The organism is Microbulbifer hydrolyticus (genome assembly GCF_009931115.1).
GTDB lineage: Bacteria > Pseudomonadota > Gammaproteobacteria > Pseudomonadales > Cellvibrionaceae > Microbulbifer > Microbulbifer hydrolyticus.
The window spans coordinates 2289161-2312411 of the sequence record NZ_CP047491.1 but is presented as its reverse complement, the minus strand read 5'-3'; the positions used below and the strand labels follow the sequence as shown (position 1 = coordinate 2312411).

At 55.6% G+C, this 23251-nt stretch carries 23 protein-coding genes; 13 read left to right on the top strand and 10 right to left on the bottom strand.

The window, feature by feature from the left end:
• Nucleotides 1–326 precede the first annotated feature (326 nt).
• The 7 genes from GTQ55_RS09720 (at nucleotide 327) to GTQ55_RS09690 (ending at nucleotide 5098) form a co-directional block, all read left to right on the top strand.
• Complete coding sequence (locus GTQ55_RS09720) at nucleotides 327–719, top strand: hypothetical protein (protein ID WP_183946527.1); 393 nt, start codon at nucleotides 327–329, stop codon at nucleotides 717–719.
• Between the two features lie 131 nt (nucleotides 720–850).
• Nucleotides 851–1411, top strand: a complete 561-nt coding sequence (locus GTQ55_RS09715) for a hypothetical protein (protein ID WP_161858557.1) — start codon at nucleotides 851–853, stop codon at nucleotides 1409–1411.
• 101 nt (nucleotides 1412–1512) lie between these two features.
• Nucleotides 1513–2004, top strand: a complete 492-nt coding sequence (locus GTQ55_RS09710) for a hypothetical protein (protein WP_161858556.1) — start codon at nucleotides 1513–1515, stop codon at nucleotides 2002–2004.
• Between the two features lie 557 nt (nucleotides 2005–2561).
• Nucleotides 2562–3236 (top strand): alpha/beta fold hydrolase, encoded by a 675-nt coding sequence (locus tag GTQ55_RS09705; RefSeq protein WP_161858555.1) that lies wholly within the window; start codon nucleotides 2562–2564, stop codon nucleotides 3234–3236.
• Between the two features lie 126 nt (nucleotides 3237–3362).
• The gene (locus tag GTQ55_RS09700) at nucleotides 3363–3725 is read left to right on the top strand and encodes a hypothetical protein (RefSeq protein ID WP_161858554.1); all 363 of its coding nucleotides are present in this window, start codon (nucleotides 3363–3365) and stop codon (nucleotides 3723–3725) included.
• Between the two features lie 123 nt (nucleotides 3726–3848).
• Entirely contained in the window at nucleotides 3849–4238 is a 390-nt protein-coding gene (locus tag GTQ55_RS09695) for a hypothetical protein (RefSeq protein WP_161858553.1), read from the top strand.
• 425 nt (nucleotides 4239–4663) lie between these two features.
• Nucleotides 4664–5098, top strand: coding sequence for a DUF4174 domain-containing protein (locus GTQ55_RS09690; protein ID WP_161858552.1), 435 nt, complete (start codon nucleotides 4664–4666; stop codon nucleotides 5096–5098).
• A gap of 303 nt (nucleotides 5099–5401) precedes the next feature.
• Here the strand turns inward: GTQ55_RS09690 and GTQ55_RS09680 are convergent, their stop codons facing one another.
• The 4 genes from GTQ55_RS09680 to phhA form a co-directional block, all read right to left on the bottom strand.
• Nucleotides 5402–6571 (bottom strand): cation:proton antiporter domain-containing protein, encoded by a 1170-nt coding sequence (locus tag GTQ55_RS09680; protein WP_161858551.1) that lies wholly within the window; start codon nucleotides 6569–6571, stop codon nucleotides 5402–5404.
• Between the two features lie 96 nt (nucleotides 6572–6667).
• Nucleotides 6668–8335, bottom strand: a complete 1668-nt coding sequence (locus GTQ55_RS09675) for an aminotransferase class V-fold PLP-dependent enzyme (protein ID WP_161858550.1) — start codon at nucleotides 8333–8335, stop codon at nucleotides 6668–6670.
• Between the two features lie 69 nt (nucleotides 8336–8404).
• Entirely contained in the window at nucleotides 8405–8875 is a 471-nt protein-coding gene (locus GTQ55_RS09670) for an Lrp/AsnC family transcriptional regulator (protein ID WP_161858549.1), read from the bottom strand.
• A gap of 295 nt (nucleotides 8876–9170) precedes the next feature.
• The gene (phhA, locus tag GTQ55_RS09665; RefSeq protein ID WP_161858548.1) at nucleotides 9171–9971 is read right to left on the bottom strand and encodes a phenylalanine 4-monooxygenase; all 801 of its coding nucleotides are present in this window, start codon (nucleotides 9969–9971) and stop codon (nucleotides 9171–9173) included.
• Between the two features lie 219 nt (nucleotides 9972–10190).
• On the opposite strand from phhA, the gene GTQ55_RS09660 reads away from it, so the two are divergent.
• Nucleotides 10191–11576, top strand: a complete 1386-nt coding sequence (locus GTQ55_RS09660; RefSeq protein WP_161858547.1) for a TyrR/PhhR family helix-turn-helix DNA-binding protein — start codon at nucleotides 10191–10193, stop codon at nucleotides 11574–11576.
• On the opposite strand, the gene GTQ55_RS09655 is transcribed toward GTQ55_RS09660, so the two are convergent.
• Nucleotides 11573–11938: an Mpo1-like protein gene (locus GTQ55_RS09655; protein ID WP_161858546.1), complete on the bottom strand. Its 366-nt coding sequence runs from the start codon at nucleotides 11936–11938 to the stop codon at nucleotides 11573–11575. The genes GTQ55_RS09660 and GTQ55_RS09655 overlap by 4 nt on opposite strands.
• 222 nt (nucleotides 11939–12160) lie before the next feature.
• Between GTQ55_RS09655 and GTQ55_RS09650 the strand changes: the two genes are divergently transcribed.
• Together GTQ55_RS09650 and GTQ55_RS17950 are read left to right on the top strand one after the other, a co-directional pair.
• Nucleotides 12161–13384, top strand: coding sequence for a CaiB/BaiF CoA transferase family protein (locus tag GTQ55_RS09650; protein WP_161858545.1), 1224 nt, complete (start codon nucleotides 12161–12163; stop codon nucleotides 13382–13384).
• Between the two features lie 272 nt (nucleotides 13385–13656).
• Nucleotides 13657–13893: a hypothetical protein gene (locus GTQ55_RS17950; RefSeq protein WP_237567634.1), complete on the top strand. Its 237-nt coding sequence runs from the start codon at nucleotides 13657–13659 to the stop codon at nucleotides 13891–13893.
• A gap of 25 nt (nucleotides 13894–13918) precedes the next feature.
• Here the strand turns inward: GTQ55_RS17950 and GTQ55_RS09645 are convergent, their stop codons facing one another.
• Together GTQ55_RS09645 and GTQ55_RS09640 are read right to left on the bottom strand one after the other, a co-directional pair.
• Complete coding sequence (locus GTQ55_RS09645; RefSeq protein WP_161858544.1) at nucleotides 13919–14488, bottom strand: DUF934 domain-containing protein; 570 nt, start codon at nucleotides 14486–14488, stop codon at nucleotides 13919–13921.
• Nucleotides 14472–16136 carry a nitrite/sulfite reductase gene (locus tag GTQ55_RS09640; RefSeq protein WP_161858543.1) on the bottom strand — a complete coding sequence of 555 codons (1665 nt, stop codon included), beginning with the start codon at nucleotides 16134–16136 and terminating at the stop codon, nucleotides 14472–14474. The genes GTQ55_RS09645 and GTQ55_RS09640 overlap by 17 nt, the downstream gene beginning before the upstream one ends.
• Before the next feature lie 294 nt (nucleotides 16137–16430).
• Here GTQ55_RS09640 and GTQ55_RS18050 point away from each other — a divergent pair, with 294 nt between their 5' ends.
• Nucleotides 16431–16565, top strand: a complete 135-nt coding sequence (locus GTQ55_RS18050; RefSeq protein WP_260182108.1) for a hypothetical protein — start codon at nucleotides 16431–16433, stop codon at nucleotides 16563–16565.
• 131 nt (nucleotides 16566–16696) lie between these two features.
• Here the strand turns inward: GTQ55_RS18050 and GTQ55_RS09635 are convergent, their stop codons facing one another.
• Nucleotides 16697–16909 (bottom strand): DUF2970 domain-containing protein, encoded by a 213-nt coding sequence (locus GTQ55_RS09635; protein ID WP_161860103.1) that lies wholly within the window; start codon nucleotides 16907–16909, stop codon nucleotides 16697–16699.
• Nucleotides 16910–17011: 102 nt separating this feature from the next.
• The gene (gene metH, locus GTQ55_RS09630) at nucleotides 17012–20719 is read right to left on the bottom strand and encodes a methionine synthase (protein WP_161858542.1); all 3708 of its coding nucleotides are present in this window, start codon (nucleotides 20717–20719) and stop codon (nucleotides 17012–17014) included.
• Nucleotides 20720–20973: 254 nt separating this feature from the next.
• Here metH and GTQ55_RS09625 point away from each other — a divergent pair, with 254 nt between their 5' ends.
• Nucleotides 20974–21651 (top strand): type 1 glutamine amidotransferase domain-containing protein, encoded by a 678-nt coding sequence (locus tag GTQ55_RS09625; RefSeq protein ID WP_161858541.1) that lies wholly within the window; start codon nucleotides 20974–20976, stop codon nucleotides 21649–21651.
• Between the two features lie 143 nt (nucleotides 21652–21794).
• Nucleotides 21795–22397: a Fe-S biogenesis protein NfuA gene (nfuA, locus tag GTQ55_RS09620; protein ID WP_161858540.1), complete on the top strand. Its 603-nt coding sequence runs from the start codon at nucleotides 21795–21797 to the stop codon at nucleotides 22395–22397.
• 67 nt (nucleotides 22398–22464) lie between these two features.
• Here the strand turns inward: nfuA and GTQ55_RS09615 are convergent, their stop codons facing one another.
• Nucleotides 22465–23211 (bottom strand): SDR family oxidoreductase, encoded by a 747-nt coding sequence (locus tag GTQ55_RS09615; RefSeq protein WP_161858539.1) that lies wholly within the window; start codon nucleotides 23209–23211, stop codon nucleotides 22465–22467.
• Between the last annotated feature and the right edge of the window lie 40 nt (nucleotides 23212–23251).

The window sequence follows — 23251 nt, the reverse complement described above, 5'->3', positions numbered from 1 at the left end:
GGGATAATAGAAGCGGCGGAGTAACGGGCTCGGGGGCAGGGCCCGTGATCGTATACTCCCGAAATATATTCGCCGAGTCTCCTATTTATGGAGGCTCGCTCGTAACTTATTGATTTGTAAGGGGTTCGTAATATGCTTAATAGCCAGAGTTGTTGCCCTAAAAACTACGCCAAGTCTTTTTATTCCAATACGCGGTGCGCCCTATCCGATGGAAGTCGTTGATTTCAAAGTTAAAACTGTAAAGACTGCGACTGCAGCTAGATAAATAGTAGCCAGGGAATTATAAAGCCACTGGCCTTTGAATAAACTGTTAGGTGAAAATCAGCATGAGACTGTTGAGTATAATTTTTTTCTTTTTATTAAGTTCATCCGCTTATTCCAATGAGATTCCATGCTGGATGAATCCTGATACAGTTCCAGAGACAACTCAGTTAGCACTGTTAAAGACGTACCTATTGCCAATTAATTTAAATTCACCCAGAAAAGATGTAGAAGCGAGGATCAAGCATAAAGATTATCGCTTCATAGCAATTGGCGGATTCGGAATCGGCTATCCAGGTCTATCCAACAAGGAGTTGCTCTGCAAATATGGTTCTAGATATATCATGGGCACCTCAGATGCATTGGAGAGTAAGGAGCATGGCAAGCTGTCTCACGAATTTAACAGTTACGCCAAAGAATATAATATGGCGCTGGAGAGAAAGCTTAGTGCCCAGTAAGCCACCTAACAATCAGCGGCAGAGCGATAGCCAACACTACGCGCCTTTTGTGTTGCTCGCTGTCGCTCAAACAGTAACACAAAAGGCGCTCCGCGTTGGCTGCGCCTGCGCTGGGCGTCAGGTTTTGAAGCGTGAATCAAAATATTTTTTCTATTGGTGCAGTTCTTATTTCGCTAGCTTTGATTGGCATATATTCACAAGATCTTGGTAAGCAAAGCAATGGGTTTGCTCGTAAGCCTGAAAATAACGAATCTATCGCCAATAGAGCGAAACTTTTTCGTTCAAATAGTATATACAAACAAAAAGATAAGAACTTAGTACGCTTTTCGCTCTCACGATCATTTGATCCCACAGTTCAGATCACCTTATCCATTGATGATGGAAATATGCAGATAGAGTCTTTATCAAGATGTATGTCTCAAGCGAACGAGATAGGTATGTCAAAAATCGTAAATGTGGACAGGGAATATTTAAGTCAGATACGAACTCTAATTAAAACTGAGTATCTAACCTCTAAGAAGGAAGAATCGGACGCGGGGCTAGACGGAGCCATTTGGGAGATCGAAGTTACTTGGGAAGGTGAGTACTATTTCCATAGTGTATGGAGCCCTAGCTCTGGGCCTGAGTACAAACTTGGCTACGCCTTGTTTAGCCGTGCATCAAGATACGTGTCTCTTGGAGAGCTGTACTAAAGCCTAACAAGCGGCTGTTATCGCCCCTGCGGGGCTGGGGCGGCCTTTCCGCCGCTTCGCGGCTCCAAGTCCGCCCCAAATCCGGGCGTTAAATTTAAACCATGCGTAAATTGAAGAATCTTTCTAAAAATGAGCAAGCAGAGATCTTGGAAGTTTTTCCAGGAGTGCTTAATGTTATCTGCGATATAGAGCCTTATAGCTACAATCAGACTTCAGTATCAATATTCGATCATTGGTTGAGTGAAGAGGAAGCAATTAAGCTTCTTGTAAACGTTCCCTCGGAAGAGCAACATCGCAGGGATGATGCATTCAAGCGATTTAATTATTTTTTGGTTGAGTCAACAGAATGTTATAAATTCACATTAAAGGGGATGAGAAAAGAGCGAATACAATTGAAAAGGTTCACATCCAAAGAATCGGCTCTTGATTGTATTAATCCTGATACATGGCCATTCTTTTGGGTAATAATTCCAGAGTACAAAGTGGTGTACGGGCAGGGCTATGATGACACAGCTTATTTCTGGCATATTAGTGATACGATTCCTAAACCACTAGAAGCATTGGTTAATAAACGTGGGCTGCATGTTTTATAAGTATCCAAAATTTAACAAGGGCAAGCAGCGGACAGCCAAACCTGTCACTCGTTATTGCCATAAAGCCGGAACAACAAGCGCCAGCTTTGTCTGCCGCTGTTATACACCGATCTAAGATTGAAGTTCAAAAGGACTAGAAATTGAATACTATTTTTAAACATTTGCTGTACGTAGGATGCATCCTGTCCGTCACTCCAGTTATGATCCAAGGCTATATATGGGGCAAGACTGCCGATGCGTTTGCCGCGGGAAGTACTGCTCGCTTTGATCTGAGTGGTTACGGAATGTATGACTACTTTTGCCTCGGGGCTGGGCTCTCAATAATTTTACTGGTTGTGATCGTCGCCTTAACCAGAAATAGTTCAACCCTACAATCGGCTGCACATGGAGAAAGCTCCGTTACTAATGTATAACAACGCCGGGCAATTTACTCCGGGCCTTCAGCCCTCCGTGGGACAGCTTACCTTTCGCACGTTTTGCGCAGGTCGTTTTGCTCCCTTTATCGCGCACAAGGTAAGCGGCCCCTGTCGGCGGCGTTACGTGATGGTAGCTAAACATTGAAAATTGTATTTCTACCAGGAATGGATGGGACGGGATCGCTCTTTAATGAGCTAATTTTGAATATCCCTGAAGAATTGGATCGAGAAATTATTTGCCTCAATGAAATACCGGGTGTGAGCTACCGTCAGCAGGCTGAGCAGATCGCAGAAAAAATTGAAACATCAAGTGTTGTAGTAGTTGCTGAATCATATTCCGGAAGGATTGCGTATGAATTATGCAATATCCTTGGTAGTAGAGTGTCAAAGGTAGTTTTTATAGCTAGCTTCGTTTCTTGTCCGGGAAGGCTTGCAAAACTTGCTACTGTCCTACCGAAGTATGTTCTTAAGCCCAGTCTGTTTCCAAACTGGCTTATGAAAACGCTATGTTTTGACGGCGGTGGCAATAGGGCGCTAATGGCTCAAGTTCGCCAGGCTATTGCGCAGGTTGAGCCAAGCGTTTTAAAGCAGCGGTTACTGAATATTGCAGAACTTGATGAGCCAAAACATCATCAATCAACGCCAGCCGTATATATCCGGCCAACAAATGATCGCTTGGTCGCATTTGATGCAGTCAAAGTTTTGGGTAATATTTATCCCCAGTTAAGAATCGAATCTGTGGAAGGTGGGCATTTCATTGCTCAAACGGCCCCGGAATCATGTGCGAGAGTCATAGTCTGTGCCACAACCACGTAACAAGGTGCTTCAGGGGACGTCTTACTTTATGCACCTTTTGCGCAGTCGCTGCGCCCCTATTTTCGTGCAAAAGACGCCCAAAGTAAGCCGTCCCTGAGCGCGGCGTTATGCTCAAGTAGGAATAAAATGAATCGTATATTTCTCGCAATAATTTTTATCGCAATTGGCGGTTGTGCGTCTCAAGAAGTGAGGGATATTGAGCTTCCTGAAATCATGACTATTGATGGACAAAATTTCATTTCTGCTGCCGCGTTCAAAGAGCATGAGTTAAATATCACCAGGCCAGAAAGTGGTGAGTTAATGGTAAACATCCCTGAAAAAGAAGAACCAATGTATTGGACTTGTGGCGGGGTTTACTGGGATGGTCTCGTTCAAGGCCAAAACATCTTAGAAGAAGCAGATCTGGTCTTGGACTTTAAAGGCGTCAAAGAGGTTTGGGTTCCAATTGAAGGAAAGCCCAAGAAGCTATACATTTTCGAAGTCCGCTAGCATAACAAGCAGCGGCAGAGCGACAGCCAACGCTACGCACCTTTTGTGTTGCTCGCTGCGCTCAAACAATAACACAAAAGGCGCTCCGCGCTAGCTGCGCCTGCGCTGGGCGTTAGGTGAAAAATGAAATTAGCGGCATCATTCATATTTTTCATGCTGGCTCATTCGGTGAGTGCATCAGAAGAACTGGTAATTGTGGCGAAACCAATTTCTGCTGCATTGAGTTCAAAGAGTTGCAATGAGTACATTGATAATGATCCAGATTCAAAGCTTCAAGAGGTTTGCATGGATAGAGTGTTTAATGTCTCCTATCAGGTTCTTAGTGTTTTATCAGGCAATTTCAGCAGTAAAATAATTAGCGGTATTGATTTCTACCACTATACAGGGTTGCCTGACCATATGATTATTGACCCTGTTTGTGTGACATTTAATTATGATCGTGGTGAGTATATTCGTGTTGAGTCCGTACCAGCTGGAAAATCTAATAATGGCTATATCTGTGAAAGCACCTAACAAATTGCGCAGGTACACTCCAGCCACAAAAAGCGTAGCCTCCGCGGGACATGCTACGCGCGTGCTCCGCACGCAACTTAGCAAGGCGTTAATGCTGTAATCTAGAAACGAGACACGTTATGTACAAGGCACTGGCCACTTTAATTTGATGCTGATTGCTGCCGCTTCGCAAGCCAATCCATGGAGTGAGGTAGTGTCGAGGGGGATTAACAAGCGGTTGTAGTCGCCGCCAGAGCCTATCCCGCTTTTGCTCAAGCCTCCTTCCAGCCGACATAGATGCGCCAAATAGACCACTGAAACCACTACAATCGTTACAATGATTATTGTAACGCAACAGCCGGTTCACTATTGGAAACTCTAGGCGTGCTGGCTTAAGTCGTTGCTGAAACCCTCAATATCCATAAGGTGATGCTTTAGCGTGGTGAATGATGAAGTATCTGATCTTTGTTCTTTTAATACTGCTTCCACTATATGTAGTTTCCGAAGATGCTCCGGAAATAGAGGGGATAGAGGATTTGCAGTGGAAGAATCGGGTTATATTGATCCGGTCTGCGGATGAAGATGTACTGGCTCAGTCATTAAATGACTCGGTAAGTGCTATTGATGACCGCGATATTGTCTGGTTTATTTTAAACGGTGCGGAAGTGACCAGTAATTATCCGGGTAAGATTTCTGCAAAGTTTGCCGCAAATACAACAGGGAAGTATTCCAGTGCTGGCGCAAAAGTGATTCTTATAGGCAAGGATGGTGAGGTGAAGAGGGCAGCTGATACGTTAGCGTTGGATGTTCTTTTTGCGACGATTGACGCTATGCCAATGAGAATCAATGAAATTCAAGAAAAGAAAAATAATGGTGACTAAACAAATTTTTGTTCACGAATTCTGTGCGTGCGCGCCGACGTATGCAGGTGCTTAACACCGGTGTAGAGAATGCTATGCATGCGGGGGAGGGACCGGGTGCGCTGAACGGATGGCGCAGAATTATATCCTTTTGCTACCCTGCGGCAGATTACCCTGGTGGGCTGGCTGGTTTTCGGGCAAAAGCTCGATATTGCCAGTGTGATCGGCATGGCGCTGATCGTCGCCGGGGTGGCAGTGATCAACCTGTTTTCCAACGTCAGTGCCCGGTAGGCTTGCAACGATCCCCCGCGGCTTCGCAGGAGATCAGTCCCTTCGTAACTCGTCTTTAATGGCAATCGGGTTGGGGAAGTTCAGCACCACGATATAAGAAGACACCAGGAAGGTGAGAATCGCGGTCGCCTGGATCAGGTGCGAGGCCTTGCTGCCAATCAATTGCTGGCTTACCGCCAGAAACGCGATCAATAGCGAGAATTCGCTGATCTGCCCCAGGCGAAAGCCGATATCCCACGCCAGTATCTTGCGCTCGCTCTGCTGTCCCAGCAGGTAGCGAAATACCACCGGTTTGATGATCAACACCGCCGCTGCGGCCACCAGCGCAGGCAGTGCAATCTCCGGCACCATATCCAGGTGGAACTGGGCCCCGAGGCTGAAGAAAAACAGGATCAGGAAAAAGTCCCGCAGCGGCTTCAGGCTGATGGCGATGTACTGTGCGATCGGACTGGTGGCGAGGGTGATGCCGGCAATGAAAGCGCCGATCTCCCGAGAAAGGCCCACCACCTCTGCCAGTTCCGCTAGGCCCATACACCAGCCGAGGGCGAGCAGAAATACGTACTCGTGGAAGCGGTCGAATTTACTCAGCAGGGGCTGGAGTACGTAGCGTACGGCGCCCCAGGCGAAGGCGATGAGCAGGGGCAGGGCGGCAAAAGAGGTGCCGAGTTGGGCGAAGTCGACGGAGCCGGTACTGCCACTCAGCAGGATCATAAGGCAGGTGATGGCGACAAAATCCTGGAACAGGAGCAGGCCGACCATCATTTCGCCGAGGTGTTTGTGATGCAGTACGGTGGTGGGAAGTAGTTTGATGCCGATGATGGTGCTGGAGAACATCATGGCCATGCCGATGACCCAGCTTTCGGTGTCGGTGAAGCCAAACAGGTGGCCGATGCCGTAGCCGAGCGCAAGGAAGACGCCGCAACTGATGAGGCCAACGAAGGTGGCTTTGCGCAGTACGGCGATCAGCGCTTTGGGCTGCATGTCGAGGCCGAGCAGGAACAGCAGGAAGATGATTCCGATGCTGGACATTTCAGCCATCAGGTTAACGTTGTCGATGACGGCGAGACCAGAGGGGCCGAGAAGGCAGCCGAGGGCAATGTACGCGACCAGCAGCGGTTGGCGACCCCACAGTGCGAGAGAGGCGACGACGGCTGCGCCACTGAAGATCAGGAAGAACGACTGGAACAGGGAGGTCTCAGGCACTGCGCATCCTTGTAGCAGACTGGGCGTTGAGGGTTGCGGCCATTATCGACCGTGAACCCTCAGGGTTTCAATGGGGGCTGTTACGCCCCCGGCCACTTACAGCTTAAACCAGCGAAGGTTTTCCCCCTCTGCGGAAAGGATCGGCTGTTCGCACTTTTCACCCGGCGGGTTCTCGAGAATCGGGCGGGCCTGTTGAATAAACGCTTGCAAGGGTGTGGCCAACTTTTCCGGCGCGGGGTCGCTGTCATCAAAATTCAGTGACAGGGGTGCGTCGGCCTCTTTGCCCTGGTATCGCCATACACCGTGCGCTGCATCGTACTGGTAGTAGGGCAGCATGCGATGGCCGAACTCTGCGATCAGCTCGATGGCATCGATCAGGTAGTCGACGGTTTCCTCATCGAGGAAGTAGTTGAAGTTCAAACGGACCCAGCCGGGTTTGAGGATGCTCTCCCCCTCGCTCACCAGTTTCTCGATGGCGTTGCTCTGCTCGTCGGTCAGGTGCAGCAGGTGGTGGCCGTAGGGGCCGGCGCAGGAACAGCCGCCGCGCACCTGGATGCCAAACAGGTCGTTCAGCAGTGCGACCACATAGCCGTGGTGTAGCGGCTTGCCGTCGTGCAGCAGGTGCAGGGAGACGATACTCACGCGCTCGGCTTCGGTACCGCCGAGGATCTGGATGTTTTCGTTGCCACTCCAGCGGGCGAACGCACGTGCGATCCAGGTGGCTTCGCGGGCTTCGATGGTGCCGGCGCCCACCTGGTCCTTCAGTGCGAAGGCCATGCCGGCGCGCACGGACTCAACAATGGCCGGGGTGCCGGCTTCTTCGCGGCGTTCACCGGCGGGAAGGTAAGTGTGGCGCGCGGGGCCGACCCAGGACACGGTGCCGCCGCCGGTAACGGCGGGCTGCGTCTCTGGTAGCAGGCTGCGGCGCACGATGAGTATGCCGGGTGTGCCCGGGCCACCAACGAATTTGTGCGGCGAGATAAACAGGGCGTCTTTGCTTGAGAGGCTGTCTTTACCCTGCACGTCGATGTCGACATAGGGTCCGGCTGCCGCGTAGTCCCAGAAGGAGAGTGCACCGTTCTGGTGGAGCAGGCGGGTGACGGCTTCGACGTCGGTGCGGATACCGGTGACGTTGGAGGCAGCCGAGAAACTGCCGATTTTCATGGGGCGTGCGGCGTACTTGTCGAGCGCGTTTTGCAGTGCCTGCAGGTCGACGCCACCGGTGTCGTTCTGCGGAATGGTCACTACTTCCGCAATGGACTCCCGCCAAGGCAGATCGTTGGAGTGGTGTTCGTAGGGGCCGATAAATACCACGGGGCGCTTTTCATCTGGAATCTTCCCGGGCTCTCCGCCAATACGGGCGTAGCTGTCGACGCGCAGCCCCAGGCAGTCGACGAGGCGATTGACCGCGGCGGTGGCGCCGGAGCCGCAGAAGATGATGGCGTGGTCCTCGCCAGCATTGACCGATTTACGCACGGCGGCTCGCGCCTGTTCGCGGAAAGCGGTGGTCTGGCGGCCGGTGGCTGAGGTTTCCGTGTGCGTATTTGCGTACCAGGGAAGTACACGATGGCGAATGGTGTCTTCAATAAATTCCAGCGCGCGGCCGGATGCGGTGTAGTCCGCGTAAATCAGTGGGCGCTGGCCGAAGGGCGTTTCCATCGGCATGCGTTCGCCGATGACGCTCGTGCGGATGCGTTTCAATAGGGCTTCGGTATTTGCATCAAGGGTGGGTATGTCTGATGCGGCTTGTGCATGACTGTGCATGGCTACCTCAATGTACTGCGCCCGCGAGGATCACCCGCGGGCGTGGTTAAAACAGTAATTGAGCTGGGGCTATTCTCCCGACGGTATGGGCAGTTGCGTGGTGCTTTTAATCTGCTCCATGGCGAAATTGGAGGCCACATCGGAAATGCCCGAGTGGGCGATCAGCTTTTTATAGAAGCGATCGTAAGAGGCCACATCACTGACCACAATCCTGAGGATGTAGTCGTAGTCACCCGCCATGCGGTAGCAGTCCACCACTTCCGGTAAATCCGCCATCGCGTTGGAAAAGGAATCAGCCCATTCTGCACTGTGCTGGTTGGTTTTTACCTGGGCGAATACCGATACCGGCAGGCCAAGTACTTCTGCATCCAGCAAGGCTACCTTGCGGCGGATGATGCCGCTTTTCTCCAATTTCTGAATCCGGCGCCAGCAGGGGGTCTTGGTAAGGCCCACGCGCTCGGCCAGCTCTTCGATGGAGAGACTAACATCAGATTGAAGGATGGCAAGAAGTTGTCGATCAATCGCGTCGAGTGAGGACATAGTGCTAAATATCTCCCTAAAACGCGGGGGTGCGTTCCTTTGGTGATGTTCAGACAGCTATCCTTAGCAACAAAATACCCCGGTAATTTTGGAGGGCCCAGCGGGATCCGACTTTGCTTGTCTGCAGAAGAACCCTTTACCGTGCCCCTTGTCTTGCCGATAACGATAATCTCAGTTCCGGGGGATCAGTAGTGGAAATTTTCTCTGGGAACAATCGGGAGGAATTAGGGAATTAAAAATGCCGGGCAATGCCCGGCCAAACAACACAGAGATGTTAGAAAAATATGCTGAGTGATCAGGCGGCTTCCTTTGGCGGAAACAGTGGCTCGTACAGTCCTGCCGCCATGGCTTCGCGGACGCGGGCCATCAGGTCGATCTCGGTCAGCTGCTGCAGGGTTTCCAGATCGTCGAGCACATAGTAGATGGGCTGGACGATATCGATCCGATAGGGAGTACGCAGCGCGTCGACAACCTCGAAGGGCGCGCGAATGGGCGCATCGCTGAGCGCATACAGGGTTTCTTTCGGTGATGACAGGATGCCGCCGCCGTAAATGCGCAGGCCGTCGGCGGTATTCATCAGGCCGAATTCAACGGTAAACCAGTACAGGCGGGCGAGGTAGGCGCGCTCTTTGGGGGAGGCCTTGAGGCCCAGTTCGCCGTACTTCTGGGTGAAGTTCGCAAACGCCGGATTGGTGAGCATGGCGCAGTGGCCGAAGATCTCGTGGAAAATATCTGGTTCCTGCAGGTAGTCGAACTCTTCCGGCGTGCGGATAAAGGTCGCCACCGGGAACTTGCGCTCCGACAGCAGGCGGAAGAAGGTTTCGAAACCGATCAGAGCGGGCACGCGGGCGCATTCCCAGCCGGTTTCACGACGCAGCACATCGCTGACTTCGGCCAGCTGGGGGATGCGGTCGCGGGGAAGGCCGAGTAGCTCCAGGCCGTGCAGGTACTCGTCGCAGGCGCGACCGGGTACTACCTCGAGCTGGCGCTCGATCAGCCGGCGCCAGGTGTCGTGCTCCTGGGCTGAATACTCAATAAAGCCGCTGGAGTCGGGCTCGCGGGCAACGTACTTACTGGGCTGTTTGCCACTACTCATGATGACCTCCTGAGTCTGCGGGCGGTTCTGTTGCCGCCACGTCTGTTGTTATCTGCCTTCTATTCTTAGACAGCTTCGGTGGGTGATGGCAGGGGAGGAGGCTCAGAAAGCAGTGTCCGGAGCGTGGTTTGACTACACTTTCTGTAAATAAAAGTTTACAGTTTGGCCATGCGGATAGAAATTACCTGTAGTGACCGGGTCGGAATATTGCAGGAAATCATGTCGATATTCTCCGATTACCGGATTAATGTGCGCTCCGGCGAGATCGGTGGTGACAGCGGGGACAAGGTCTACCTGTCTGCGCCTGACTTGTTGGTTGCGCAGTACCAGTCCATCGAAAAATCCCTGCACCGGGTGCGCGGTGTGCGTCAGGTGCGCCGTATCGAGCTGATTCCGTCCGAGCGACGGCACTTTGAGCTGGATACGCTGCTCAGGCATGTGACGTATCCGGTACTCTCGGTAGATCGCAGCGGCCGTATCGTCGCCGCCAACCAGGCGGCTGCACGGGCCTTTGGGGTCAGTCACAGCCTGGTGGCCGGCATGTCCCTGCAGCGCTTTCTGCCGCGGCTGCAGCTCGCGGAGCTTCTGCGCGGTATTACTGCACCTCGGTATGGCTTTCCGGTGACCGTGCGGGGGCAGGAATTCGCCGTGGACTGGTCGCCGATTGCCCTCGCAGAGGCACCCGGGGCTGTCGCCTCTCTCGCCGGTGCGGTGCTTACCCTGCAGCAGCGGGAGAGTTTGCCGTCGTCAGAGGCGCCGCCCCCGCAAGTACTGTGGGATCTGGACAGGCGCAGGGACAGCTGCCTGAGGCTGCAGCAGATGGCGCCGCTGGATGAGCCGCTGCTTATCTGTGGTGAACGCGGCGCCGGCAAGAGCACATTTTTACGCGCGGCGTATTACCTGAGCCCGCTCGCCGATAGCGGGCTGCTGCGTGAATATCAGGGCAGCGATTTCAGTGACAGTAGCCTGTCTGAGATGCTGCTTCTGCCGTGCGATACCATTGTGCTGCTGGATGACCTCGATCTTGTCCCCGAATCATTGCAGCAGGCACTCGCCGAACATTTGCTTCAGGGAAAACTGCGCCCGCGTATGGTCCTGTCGGCGCGCTCGATTTCCGCACTCATTGTGCCATTTCGCCAGTTACTGGAAACCCAGCAAATTGTTTTGCCGCCACTGAGGTCGATGCGGCCTGCGGTTGCCGGATTTGCTGAGAAGATCCTCGGGGAATCCGGCTTCACTCTCGATCCTGCCGCGGCGCACGCACTGGCAACGCGCGACTGGCCGAGCAATTTTTCGGGCCTGCAAGATTGCCTGCAGGCGGCTGTCGCGCATTCGCAAGGCCGAGGAGGGCGGTCAGTTGAGGTGGCGGACTTACCTGCATCAGGGGTAGAAGAAACGTTACCCTGGACGGACTGGGGGCGGGGGCTGACGCTGAAAGAGCAGATGGACAAGGTGGAGCGGGCGATTCTCGCCGAACAGCTCGAGGTACAGGGTTCCGCTGGGCACTCCACCCGGGATCTGGCCCGGCGGCTGGGAATTTCTCATACCGCCGTGGCCAACAAGTTGCGCAAGTATGGCCTGAACGAAGGTGGAGCCAGCAGTTAGCGCTCGATCTTGCCTAGTAGAATGTCTTTGAACATGACGAAGTCGCCCCACAGGGAATAGAGTGGGTTCTTGAATGTGGCTGGGCGGTTGTGTTCGAAGAAGAAGTGTCCGACCCAGGCAAAACCGTATCCGGCAACCGGCAGCACTGCGAGTAGCGCCCAGTTCTGTGTGAGAAGCGCGGTAAGCAGTAGCCCGATCACCAGGGCGGTGCCTACAAAGTGCAGTCGGCGACAGGTCAGGTTGCTGTGCTCGTTGAGGTAGAACGGGTAGAACTCTTTGAAGGAGTTAAACCGCGGCGTGGTTTCCGCACTGGTAGATTCAGGCTCTGCCTGGCGCGCCTGGTCTGTGGTTGTCTCTGCCATCGCAATGGTCCCTTTCTCAATCGTCTTTTTTCGTTATCTGACGGGCCACACCATTGTATGCGTTGTGGCGGGCCTAAACTGGTTTTCACCGGACACTCGCCAGCCAGTGTACGCCGGCATATGGTTTAGACCAATCAGTTCCAAATCTGTTAATGTTTGCGGCTTGTAATTTGTGATCACGTTTTGCCTTCCGCTTCACAGGTATTCTCAGGATTGAACACTATGGCCGGCCCGCTCGCACATCTGAAAGTTCTCGACCTCAGCCGAATCCTCGCCGGACCCTGGGCCAGCCAGGTGCTGGCTGACTTCGGTGCTGAGGTCATCAAGGTCGAGCGACCGGGGAAGGGGGACGATACCCGCCACTGGGGGCCTCCCTACCTGAAAGACGCCGAGGGTCAGGACACGGCCGAGGCCGCCTATTACCTGAGTGCCAATCGCGGCAAAAAATCGATCACCGTCGATATCACCCAACCGCGCGGACAGGTGCTGATCCGGCAGCTAGCCGAACAGTGCGACATCCTGCTGGAGAACTACAAAGTCGGCGGCCTTGAAAAGTACGGACTGGACTACGCCTCCATCAAGGCGGTCAACCCGAAAATCATTTACTGCTCCATTACCGGATTCGGCCAAAGTGGCCCCTACGCTCGGCGCGCTGGCTACGATGCGATGATCCAGGGGATGGGCGGACTGATGAGCCTGACGGGCGTCCCCGAGGGGCAGCCGGGTGCTGGGCCGCAGAAAGTCGGGGTTGCCGTGGCCGACCTGATGACGGGAATGTACGCGGTGTCCGGTGTATTAGCGGCGGTTATTCACCGGGACAGAACCGGGGAGGGGCAGCAGATAGACCTGGCGTTGCTGGATACCCAGGTTGCATGGCTTGCCAATCAGGCGCAGAACTTCCTGACCTCAGGCAAAAGCCCACAACGCCAGGGTACCGCGCACCCGAACATCGTGCCGTATCAGGCAGTGCCCGCCAGTGACGGCTATTTTATGCTGGCGGTGGGTAACGACGCGCAGTTCAAGAAGTTCTGCGAGATCGCCGGCCTCCAGGACGTCGCGGCAGACCCGGACTATGAAACCAATAAGGCGCGGGTCCAGGCGCGTGAGGTACTGGTGCCGATTATTGAGCGCGCCACTCGCACGCAGCCTGCCGCCTGGTGGCTGGAAAAACTGAGCGATGCCCATGTGCCCTGCGGGCCGATCAACAACCTCGAGCAGGTGTTTGCCGACCCCCAGGTTCAGTATCGCGGGATGGTGCTGGAACAGGACCACCCGGTGGCGGGCAAAGTGAAAACCGTGCGCAACCCGCTAGGCTTTTCGTCGTCACCTCTGGCCTACGACCAGGCCCCGCCCACGCTGGGCGAGCATACCGACGAAGTGCTGGCAGACTTGTTGTCGCTGGGCTCTGATGAGATCGAGTCCCTGAAGCGGGATGGCGTTGTCTGAGCGGCGCGGGCACCCGCAAATACCCCGGAAATGCAATGCAAAGCACGTAGCCGGAACGGACGCCGAGAAATACAGCGCCAAATATGAGGAATTTGGCGCAATTGTCGCCGATGTTTAAGGCGACTGCGCTAGTATCCTTGAAGTCGGGCGGTTGGCACCTGATTAAGGTGCGCAACAGGGAAGGGCGGCATTGGCGCAATATGGCTGATCTTTAATGCCCCTCCATTCCTGTATCCCTGCCGGAACCGGTACAAGGAGCTGAGGGTGAGAGGATGGAATCATCTCAAGGACTGTCTCAAAAATCAGGGCTGCCAAGAAACCTTAAATTGGTTTTTCGTCGAATCGGTGAGCAGCTCGATGTCTACCACAATGGATCATGCCACCACATGTTCACGCGTACAGAAGGGGATATACAAGGCCTGCTTTTGGTGCGCGGGCGCTACAAGCGCTGCCGAAATATCCTGAGTCCGAAAACAGAACTGCCCGACAGGGAGGCTGCCGGGCAGTAGTGTCGCTCAATCGCTGCGTAATGGCTCAGGCCAGAGCGCGACGGCGGTAGATTGGCAGGGGCTGGTCCACTGCGGCCTGGTAGCTGTCGGTAAAATCGCTTGTGGATTCCAGCAGGCGTTCCAGCGGCTGGTCGCCCTGATAAGCAAACGCATTGAATCCGCAGCGGGTCAGGTAGGTCAGCTGATCGCGTATAAAGTTACCTACTGCACGCACTTCTCCGGTATAGCCATAGCGCTCGCGCAGAAGGCGGCCCACGGTAAACGCGCGACCATCGGTAAATGCGGGGAAGTGAGCCGCAATCAATGGCAGCTCTGCCGCGTACTCACCAATGAGGTCGACGGTCTCATCGCTGTCCAGCCAGACCCCGATATCTTCCCCGCGTTCCTGCAACTGGTCACGCAGTTCCAGCCAAACGCTCAGCGGCAGGATTACCTTGCCCGGTGCCAGGTTTTCCGCGGTGACTTCCTCTTCTCCGCCAAGGGGCAACAAGTTCCACTGGTTGTCAGTAACCGCACCGTCCAGAATCAGTTTTGCCGGATTTTCCGGCTGTTCACCGACCGGCTTTTTAACAGAGGGCTTAGCTGGCTTTGGCATATACACGCTCCTTGAATGGCTGAAGCCCGATACGGTTGTAGGTGTCGATAAACAGTTCGTCCGGATGGCGGTTTTCCACGAATACATCGAGAATTTTGCCGATAGTGTTCGGCATCTCGTCGCGTGAGAAGCTCGGGCCGAGAACCTTGCCCAGGCTGGCCTTTTCGTTCGAGCTACCGCCCAGCTGTACCTGGTAAAACTCCTCGCCTTTCTTGTCCACGCCCAGAATGCCGATGTGGCCGATGTGGTGGTGGCCACAGGCGTTCATGCAGCCGGAAATATTCAGGTCCAGGTCGCCGATATCGTAGAGGTAATCCAGGTCGTCAAACTTGCGCTGGATTGCCTCCGCCACCGGAATGGACTTGGCATTGGCGAGCGAGCAGTAATCGCCGCCGGGGCAGCAGATCATGTCGGTCAGGGTACCGATGTTCGGGGTGGCGAAGCCGTTTTTACGCGCTTCCTGCCACAGCTCAAACAACTTTTCCTGCTCCACATCAGCCAATACAACGTTCTGCTCGTGGGTAACACGAATCTCGCCGAAGCTGTATTTGTCCGCGAGGTCGGCAATGGCTTCCAGCTGGCGATCGGTGACGTCACCCGGCGGAATGCCAGTGGGCTTTGTGCTGAGGGTGACCGCCTGATATCCGTTAACGCGGTGCGGGAAGGTGTTGCGCTCCAGCCAGCGGGCAAACGCCTTGTCTTCACCGGCGTGGTCGCGCAGAACCGCTTCGCCGTGGCCGTTGGCGATGGATTTGTACTCGGGCTCCGGGAAAAATCGCTTGGCCCAGCGGATGGCTTCCGGTGTCAGCTCGTCGGCGCCGTCCTTGATCTGTTCCCACTCCGCCTCAACGCGGCGTGCAAACTCTTCGGCACCCATGGCTTTCACCAGAATCTTGATCCGCGCCTTGAACTTGTTGTCGCGGCGACCCAGCTGGTTGTATACGCGAACGATGGCTTCCAGATAGGAGAGCAGGTGGGTCTCCGGGAGGAAGTCGCGGATGGCAACGCCGAGAATCGGGGTGCGGCCAAGGCCGCCGCCGACCAGCACCTGGAAGCCAACTTCGCCCTTGTCGTTTTTCACGATCTGTACGCCGATGTCGTGCGCACGGATGGCGGCGCGGTCCTGGTCAGCGCCGCACACCGCGATCTTGAACTTGCGCGGCAGGAAGGCAAATTCCGGGTGGAAAGTGGACCACTGGCGAATCAGCTCACAGTAGGGGCGCGGGTCGACCAGTTCATCCCGGGCGACACCGGCAAACTGGTCGGTGGTGGTATTGCGGATACAGTTGCCACTGGTCTGGACCGCGTGCATCTCCACTTCGGCCAGCTCGGCGAGGATATCGGGCACGTCTTCCAGATTCGGCCAGTTCAGCTGAACGTTCTGGCGGGTGGTGAAGTGGGCGTAACCCTTGTCGTATTTGCGGGTGATGTGAGCCAGGCGGCGTACTTGTGCGCTGTTCATCAGTCCGTAGGGCACCGCGATGCGCAGCATGGGCGCCAACCGCTGCACATACAGGCCGTTCTGCAGGCGCAGGGGTAAAAATTCTTCTTCTTTCAGCTCACCGGCGAGATAGCGTTCGGTCTGGCCGCGAAACTGGGCCACCCGTTCCCGAACCAGTTTGTGGTCCTGTTCGTCGTATCGATACATAAGAGCTTGATTCCATTACTTTTTTACGCCATTACCCGGCATCCGGAGGGTATTTTGGACCCTACCTGTGACCCTGAGTGGCGCATAACATACCAGCCGCCTTATACAAAAAATAACAATTTTTTTCGCTACCTTAGTAACCGGTGGTTATAAGAAGGAGGTGTCGCGGGAAACGGGTGGTCACGGCACGGTTGCGCCCCCAGCGGGGATTTGATCTACTTGAGAAACCGCGTTTTTTAGCGGTGCTGCTACCTTTAAAAACAATAATGATTTCTTGAGTGACGGAGTATTCCGATGAACGATCAAGTAGCACGAGAAGTAGTAGTTGTATCAGACGATAGCGATAACACAGTAGACGCCATTGCGGCGGTAGCACTGGTGGCCATTTTCGTCGCCACCTGCATTTTCTGGGTTGCGTCTCAGGGCTAACGCCCGTTGTCTAAAAGCGGAGGCCTAACGGCCTGGCTGGCTGGATGAGAGCAGGGGCCCGGAAGTAATCCTCCCGGTCGTCCCGAGCTTTCTGTTATCTGTTTCCCCCGGGTTCCCCTGGAAGCCTGGCGCTATCCCATATTGCTCAAAACAGTCTTCACCACTAGCACAAGCGTAATCACAAACAGTGCGGTGAAGATCAGTCCTGCGGCCACGTACGTCTTGATGCTGCCCGCTTTGAAATCCCTTTCCCGATTTTTATTCGACTGAACCCCGATCGCAGCGGCCAGGGTGCTCAGCACCACCTGGCCAAAAGACGGCTTTTGCTTATTGTCTTCTTCCATCACCAGATCCTCCAGTAGGAGCCTGCCTGCAGGCGAACATTTCGGTCCAGTGAACCCGATTGCCGTCACTCCTGCAAGCGGGCCGCACCTGTGGTGTCCCGATTATTCTTCCAGATTTGGACGCAACCAGCGTTCCAGTTCGTCCTCGCGCATACCCTTGCGCTTTGCCAGACTGGCGAGCTGGTCACGGCTGATCTTGCCGACGTTGAAGTATTTGGACTCGGGATGCGCAAAGTACCAGCCGCTCACCGCAGCCGCGGGCATCATGGCAAAGCTCGAGGTGAGTTCTATACCAGCATTGTTTTCCGCGTCCAGCAGCCTGAACAGGGTCGCCTTTTCGGTGTGGTCCGGGCAGGCCGGGTAGCCGGGCGCCGGGCGGATGCCGGTGTAGGCTTCCTTGATCAGTTGGTCATTGCTCAGGGTTTCGTCCGGCTGGTAGCCCCAGTAGTTCCTGCGTACCTCGCGGTGCAGGTATTCGGCGAAGGACTCAGCAAGACGGTCGGCCAGGGCCTTGACCATGATTGCGCTGTAATCGTCGTGCTTCGCTTCATACTCCGCTGCCAGTTCATCGGCGCCGATGCCGGTGGTTACCGCAAAGCCGCCAATATAATCGGCAACGCCTGAGCCTACCGGAGCGATAAAGTCGGCCAGGGAGCGGCAGTAGCCGTCGCCGCCGCGCTTCTGTACTTGCTGGCGCATCTGGTGCAGGCGGGCCAGCTCTTCGGTGCGGCTCTCGTCGGTGTAGACAATAATGTCATCACCATCCGCATTCGCCGGCCACAGGCCGAAGGCCGCGCGCGCGGTAAGGCGTTTGTTGTCAATGATATCCGCGAGCATGGTCTGGGCGTTCTTGAACAGGTCCGTTGCCGCTTCGCCGACCACTTTATCGTTCAGTATCGCCGGGTATTTACCGGCCAGGTCCCAGGAGATGAAGAAGGGCGTCCAGTCGATGGTGTCGACGAGTTTCTCCAGCGGGAAATCATTCAGCACGGTGAGGCCGGGGTTGTTCGGTGCTTTCGGCTCGAAGTTGGCCCAGTCAAACTGTGGGCCCGCTTTCAGCGCTTTTTCATAGCTGAGTCGCGGGTCGTTGCGCTTGCGGTTGGCGGTGCGCTCGCGCACCTTGTCGTACTCTTCCTGAATCCCTTTTACAAACGCAGGGCGCAGTTCGTCAGACAGCAGGTTGCTGGCGACGCCAACCGCGCGCGAGGCGTCCGCCACGTACACGGTCTGGTTGCGGTTGAACTGCGGGTCGATCTTGACCGCGGTGTGCGCCTTGGAAGTGGTGGCACCGCCAATCATCAGCGGGATATCAAATCCCTGGCGCTCCATCTCTGCGGCCACGTGCACCATTTCGTCCAGCGACGGGGTGATCAGGCCGGACAGGCCGATGATGTCACAGTTCTTTTCCTTGGCCGTCTGCAGGATCGTTTCCGCCGGCACCATCACGCCGAGGTCGATCACCTCGAAGTTGTTGCAGGCCAGTACCACGCCGACAATATTCTTGCCGATATCGTGCACGTCGCCTTTCACCGTCGCCATCAGGATGCGGCCGTTGGGTTTGCTGTCGACGGTTTTTTCCGCCTCGATATAGGGCTGCAGGTAGGCCACGGCCTGCTTCATCACACGCGCAGACTTCACCACCTGGGGAAGGAACATTTTGCCTTCACCGAACAGGTCGCCGACGATATTCATACCGTCCATCAGCGGGCCTTCAATCACGTCCAGCGGGCGCTTGGCGGCAGCGCGGGCCTCTTCGGTGTCTTGTTCGATAAAGTTGTTGATGCCTTTCACCAGCGAGTGCGCCAGGCGCTCGTTGATCGGCAGCTGGCGCCAGGCCAGGTCTTCCTTGCGCTCCGCAGTGGAGCCATCACCACGGTATTTTTCCGCGATATCCAGCAGTGCCTCTGTGGCTTCGTCACTGCGGTTGAGGATCACATCCTCAACTTTTTCCCGCAGTTCGTCCGGCAGGTCGTCGTACACCGCGAGCTGACCCGCATTGACGATCCCCATGTTCAGGCCCGCCTTGATGGCGTAGTACAGGAACACGGAGTGGATCGCCTCGCGCACCGGGTTGTTGCCGCGGAAGGAGAAAGACACATTGGACACGCCACCGGAGACATTGGCCCCCGGCAGGTTCTGGCGAATCCACTGGGTGGCCTCGATAAAGTCCACCGCGTAGTTGTTGTGCTCTTCGATACCAGTGGCGACCGCGAAAATGTTCGGGTCGAAAATGATATCGGACGGATTGAAACCGACCTTGTCTACGAGGATGTCGTAACTGCGCTTGCAGATCTCGGTCTTGCGCTCGAAGGTGTCCGCCTGGCCTTTTTCGTCGAAGGCCATCACCACCACCGCGGCACCGTACATCAGGCAGGAGCGCGCCTTGTCGACAAAATCCTCTTCGCCTTCCTTCAGGCTGATGGAGTTAACGATGGGCTTGCCCTGGATGCACTGCAGGCCGGCCTCGATCACCTCCCACTTGGAGGAGTCCACCATAAACGGGACTTTGGAAATGTCCGGCTCGGTGGCGCACAGGTTGAGGAAGCGGCGCATGGCGGCGACGGAATCCAGCATCGCCTCGTCCATGTTGAAGTCGATCACCTGTGCCCCGTCTTCCACCTGGGCGGCAGCGACCTGCAGTGCAGTATCGTAATCCTCTTCCATGATCAGGCGCTTGAAGCGCGCGGAACCGGTGACGTTACAGCGCTCGCCCACGTTCACAAACAGCGCGTTTTCGTCCACTACGTAGGGTTCCAGGCCGGAAAGCCGCAGCGCAGGCTTCTGCTCTGGCAGCTTGCGCGGCGGAATATCCACAACCGCATCGGCAATCGCACGGATATGATCCGGAGTGGTGCCGCAGCAGCCGCCGAGAATGTTGATGAAGCCGCTGCGGGCGAACTCGGCAACGATTGCCGCGGTCTGCTCCGGAGTCTCGTCGTATTCGCCAAACTCGTTCGGCAGTCCCGCATTGGGGTGGGCGGACACGTGCTCGGCACAGACGCCAGAGAGCGCCTCCACATACGGGCGCAGCTCGGTGGCGCCGAGCGCGCAGTTCAGGCCCACGGACAGAGGCTTGGCGTGGGCAATGGAATAGTAAAAGGCTTCCGTGGTCTGCCCGGAGAGGGTGCGCCCGGACGCATCGGTGATGGTGCCGGAAATCATGATCGGCAGCTCGAAACCGCGCTGATCGAACACCTTCTTTAGGGCGTAGATCGCGGCCTTTGCGTTCAGGGTGTCGAAGATGGTCTCGATCAGGAGCAGGTCCGAGCCGCCGTCGATCAGCGCGTTGGCGGACTCAATGTAGTTTTCCACCAGCGCGTCGAAGGTCACATTGCGCGCGCCGGGGTCATTTACGTCGGGAGAGATGCTGGCGGTGCGCGAGGTCGGGCCCAGCACCCCCGCAACATAGCGTGGCTTCTCCGGGGTGGAGAGCGCATCAGCTGCGCGCCGCGCGACCTGTGCCGCCACCAGATTCAGTTCCGGCACCAGGTCCTCCATATCGTAGTCGGACTGGGAAAGCCGGGTGGCGTTGAAGGTATTGGTCTCGATGATGTCGGCCCCGGCCTCCAGGTATTCCCGGTGCAGGCGCTCGATCAGGTCGGGCTGGGTGAGTACCAGCAGGTCATTGTTGCCCTTCAGGTCGGAAGGGTAGTCGGCAAAGCGCGCACCCCGGTAGTCCGCTTCGCCCAGTTTTTCCTGCTGAATCATGGTTCCCATACCGCCGTCCAGAATCAGGATACGCTCGGCGAGGGCGCTGTGAAGCTGTTGCAGACGCTGGTCACGGGACTGCTGAGACCGATTATCCGACATGGTCATTTCCTTGTTACCGACTAATTAGAACCGGGTGATCGAAAAAGGGCGGCAATATTAGCACAAACCGGCGCCACGGCAGGTCCCGTGCGTCGCCGCCGGGCGGCTGTTGAAGATCGTGTGTATATAAGCTTGTAACCAAATGATCTACATGGCGCAGGGGGTAGCGGTGGAAATTTCGCATAGAGGTCACCACTAGGGGGAGAGGCAGCCTAAAGTTACTGAATGCCGATTGAGAGCGGACTGGAGGTTCGATGAAAATCCTGATGATACTTACATCCCATGATGAGCTGGGCGATACCGGCAACAAGACCGGTTTCTGGCTGGAGGAATTTGCCGCGCCTTATTACGTCTTTGTGGATGCTGGTGCTGATGTGACCCTGGCGTCGCCCAAGGGTGGCCAGCCGCCGCTGGACCCGAAAAGTGACGCCGATGACGCACAGACTGCGGCCACCCGCCGGTTTAAGACTGATCCCATCGCCCAGGAGGCTCTCGCCAACACCAAAACGCTGGATGAAGTGGACACCGAGGGGTTTGATGCGCTCTTCTACCCGGGCGGGCACGGCCCGCTGTGGGACCTGGCTGAAGACCAGCGCTCCATTGCCATCATCCATGGCTTCTACCGGGCGAATAAACCTGTGGGCGCCGTCTGCCATGCACCCGCGGTGTTTCGGCATACGCTCGATGAAAGCGGTGAGCCGCTGGTGAAAGGCCGCCGGGTTACCGGATTCAGCAACAGTGAAGAGGCCGGTGTTGAGCTGACCGATGTAGTGCCGTTTCTGCTGGAAGACATGCTCAAGGAGCGGGGTGCTGAGTATTCGAAAGGGGATGACTGGCAGAGCTATATCTGTACCGACGGACTACTGATCACCGGCCAGAACCCGGCATCCTCCGAAGCCGCTGCCCGGGCACTGCTGGGGGCGCTGGCCTGACACCCGGTTTATCTTGACGGCCGTTGCGCGTAAAATACCCGACAACACCGCTAGGTTATTTGGCCTTGGTTAATTTACGCTCGGCCATTTGAAGCCGGATTGCTCAAACCCGGTACTCTCGCCCGGTAAATCAGAGAAGGTTTATGTCAGAACAACCGTCAGAATTGAACGTTACCATCACCGACTCCGCCCAGGAGTACCTGCGCGACCTGCTGGCCAAGCAGGACTGCGAGGGCATCGCCATCCGCATGTTCGTATCCAACCCGGGTACCCCCAACGCGGAAACCTGTATCGCCTACAGCCGCCCCGGCGAAGAGAAAGAGGGCGATCTGGAGATGCAACTCAACGGCTTCAAGGCCTACTTTGAAGGCCGCAGTATCCCCTACCTGGACGAAGCCCGGGTGGACTACTCCTCAGACAAAATGGGCGGCCAGCTCACCATTCGCGCGCCCAACTCGCGCATGCCCAAGGTCACCGATGACAGTCCCATCGAAGACCGCATCAACTACGTCCTTTACAGCGATGTAAACCCCGGCCTCGCCTCCCACGGCGGACAGGTGAGCCTGGTGGAAGTTACCGAGGACCACTACGCGGTACTCAAGTTCGGCGGCGGCTGCCAGGGTTGCGGTATGGTGGACATGACGCTGAAAGAGGGCGTGGAGAAAACCCTGAAAGAAAAGATTCCGGAACTGGCCGGTGTGAAAGACATTACCGACCACACCGACAAGTCCCAGGCTTACTATTGAGCCCGGCTCGTTCGGAACTTAAAAAAACGCGGCTCTGGCCGCGTTTTTTTGTGGCTTCAGGTTGACGTCAAAGACCAAAACCGCCATCAATATCCAGATGGGCATTGCGCATACCAATACTGGCGTTGCTTAGCAGGTAGCTGATTGCCGCTGCCATATCATCCGGCAGCAGCGCCCGTCCCAGTGGCGTTTCCTGCATAGAGTCCATCAGTCCTGCAATCTGCTCATCGCTCATGCCCGCCTTGCGCTGTATCTCTGTTGCCGTCACCCCGGGTCGTACCGAATTGATCCGGATTCCCCTCGCGGCCAGTTCCTGGTTCAGTACCAGAGCGGTTGCCTCAAAGGCCGCTTTACTGGCGCTGTAGACGGCTGCTCCCTGAAACGCTTTTTTAACCACCAGTGATGAAACGAATACGACACTGGCGGGGTTCTTTAGGCATGGGAGTAGGGCATGCAGACTAAATAGTGGGCCCTTGAAATTTACCGCCATGGTCTGGTCAAAATTGGTTTCGGTCAGATCCTCGAACGTTTGTGGCAGGAAGGTGCCGGCGTTCAACACCAGTCCATCAAACGCGATGCCATCATTCTGTAATGCGCGTGTCATATCCAATATCTGTGACATATCCGCGCTGTCACATAATTGGGTGGCTACCGCGTGGTTGCTCAATTGTGAAATCTCGCTAGCCGCTTTTTGCAGGCGTTGGGAGTCGCGCCCGGTGATCGTCAATTGGTGTCCCTGTGTGGCGAGAACTTTGGCTGTTGTCAGGCCAATACCAGCAGTAGCGCCGGTAACCAGGTAGTGTCTAAGGGTCATAAGTCATTTCCATTTGTGATTGACGGTGACCACTCTAATC

What these genes read in the sequence shown, in the direction of transcription:
- GTQ55_RS09720 (WP_183946527.1), top strand. Translation starts at nt 327, where the DNA reads ATGAGACTGTTGAGTATAATTTTTTTCTTTTTATTAAGTTCATCCGCT.
- GTQ55_RS09650 (WP_161858545.1), top strand. Translation starts at nt 12,161, where the DNA reads ATGGCCGGCCCGCTCGCACATCTGAAAGTTCTCGACCTCAGCCGAATC.
- GTQ55_RS09655 (WP_161858546.1), bottom strand. Translation starts at nt 11,938, where the DNA reads ATGGCAGAGACAACCACAGACCAGGCGCGCCAGGCAGAGCCTGAATCT.
- GTQ55_RS09615 (WP_161858539.1), bottom strand. Translation starts at nt 23,211, where the DNA reads ATGACCCTTAGACACTACCTGGTTACCGGCGCTACTGCTGGTATTGGC.
- nfuA (WP_161858540.1), top strand. Translation starts at nt 21,795, where the DNA reads ATGTCAGAACAACCGTCAGAATTGAACGTTACCATCACCGACTCCGCC.
- GTQ55_RS18050 (WP_260182108.1), top strand. Translation starts at nt 16,431, where the DNA reads ATGAACGATCAAGTAGCACGAGAAGTAGTAGTTGTATCAGACGATAGC.
- GTQ55_RS09675 (WP_161858550.1), bottom strand. Translation starts at nt 8,335, where the DNA reads ATGCACAGTCATGCACAAGCCGCATCAGACATACCCACCCTTGATGCA.
- GTQ55_RS09670 (WP_161858549.1), bottom strand. Translation starts at nt 8,875, where the DNA reads ATGTCCTCACTCGACGCGATTGATCGACAACTTCTTGCCATCCTTCAA.
- GTQ55_RS09625 (WP_161858541.1), top strand. Translation starts at nt 20,974, where the DNA reads ATGAAAATCCTGATGATACTTACATCCCATGATGAGCTGGGCGATACC.
- GTQ55_RS09700 (WP_161858554.1), top strand. Translation starts at nt 3,363, where the DNA reads ATGAATCGTATATTTCTCGCAATAATTTTTATCGCAATTGGCGGTTGT.
- GTQ55_RS09645 (WP_161858544.1), bottom strand. Translation starts at nt 14,488, where the DNA reads ATGCCAAAGCCAGCTAAGCCCTCTGTTAAAAAGCCGGTCGGTGAACAG.
- GTQ55_RS09635 (WP_161860103.1), bottom strand. Translation starts at nt 16,909, where the DNA reads ATGGAAGAAGACAATAAGCAAAAGCCGTCTTTTGGCCAGGTGGTGCTG.
- phhA (WP_161858548.1), bottom strand. Translation starts at nt 9,971, where the DNA reads ATGAGTAGTGGCAAACAGCCCAGTAAGTACGTTGCCCGCGAGCCCGAC.
- GTQ55_RS09660 (WP_161858547.1), top strand. Translation starts at nt 10,191, where the DNA reads ATGTCGATATTCTCCGATTACCGGATTAATGTGCGCTCCGGCGAGATC.
- GTQ55_RS09690 (WP_161858552.1), top strand. Translation starts at nt 4,664, where the DNA reads ATGATGAAGTATCTGATCTTTGTTCTTTTAATACTGCTTCCACTATAT.
- GTQ55_RS17950 (WP_237567634.1), top strand. Translation starts at nt 13,657, where the DNA reads ATGGAATCATCTCAAGGACTGTCTCAAAAATCAGGGCTGCCAAGAAAC.
- GTQ55_RS09710 (WP_161858556.1), top strand. Translation starts at nt 1,513, where the DNA reads ATGCGTAAATTGAAGAATCTTTCTAAAAATGAGCAAGCAGAGATCTTG.
- metH (WP_161858542.1), bottom strand. Translation starts at nt 20,719, where the DNA reads ATGTCGGATAATCGGTCTCAGCAGTCCCGTGACCAGCGTCTGCAACAG.
- GTQ55_RS09695 (WP_161858553.1), top strand. Translation starts at nt 3,849, where the DNA reads ATGAAATTAGCGGCATCATTCATATTTTTCATGCTGGCTCATTCGGTG.
- GTQ55_RS09640 (WP_161858543.1), bottom strand. Translation starts at nt 16,136, where the DNA reads ATGTATCGATACGACGAACAGGACCACAAACTGGTTCGGGAACGGGTG.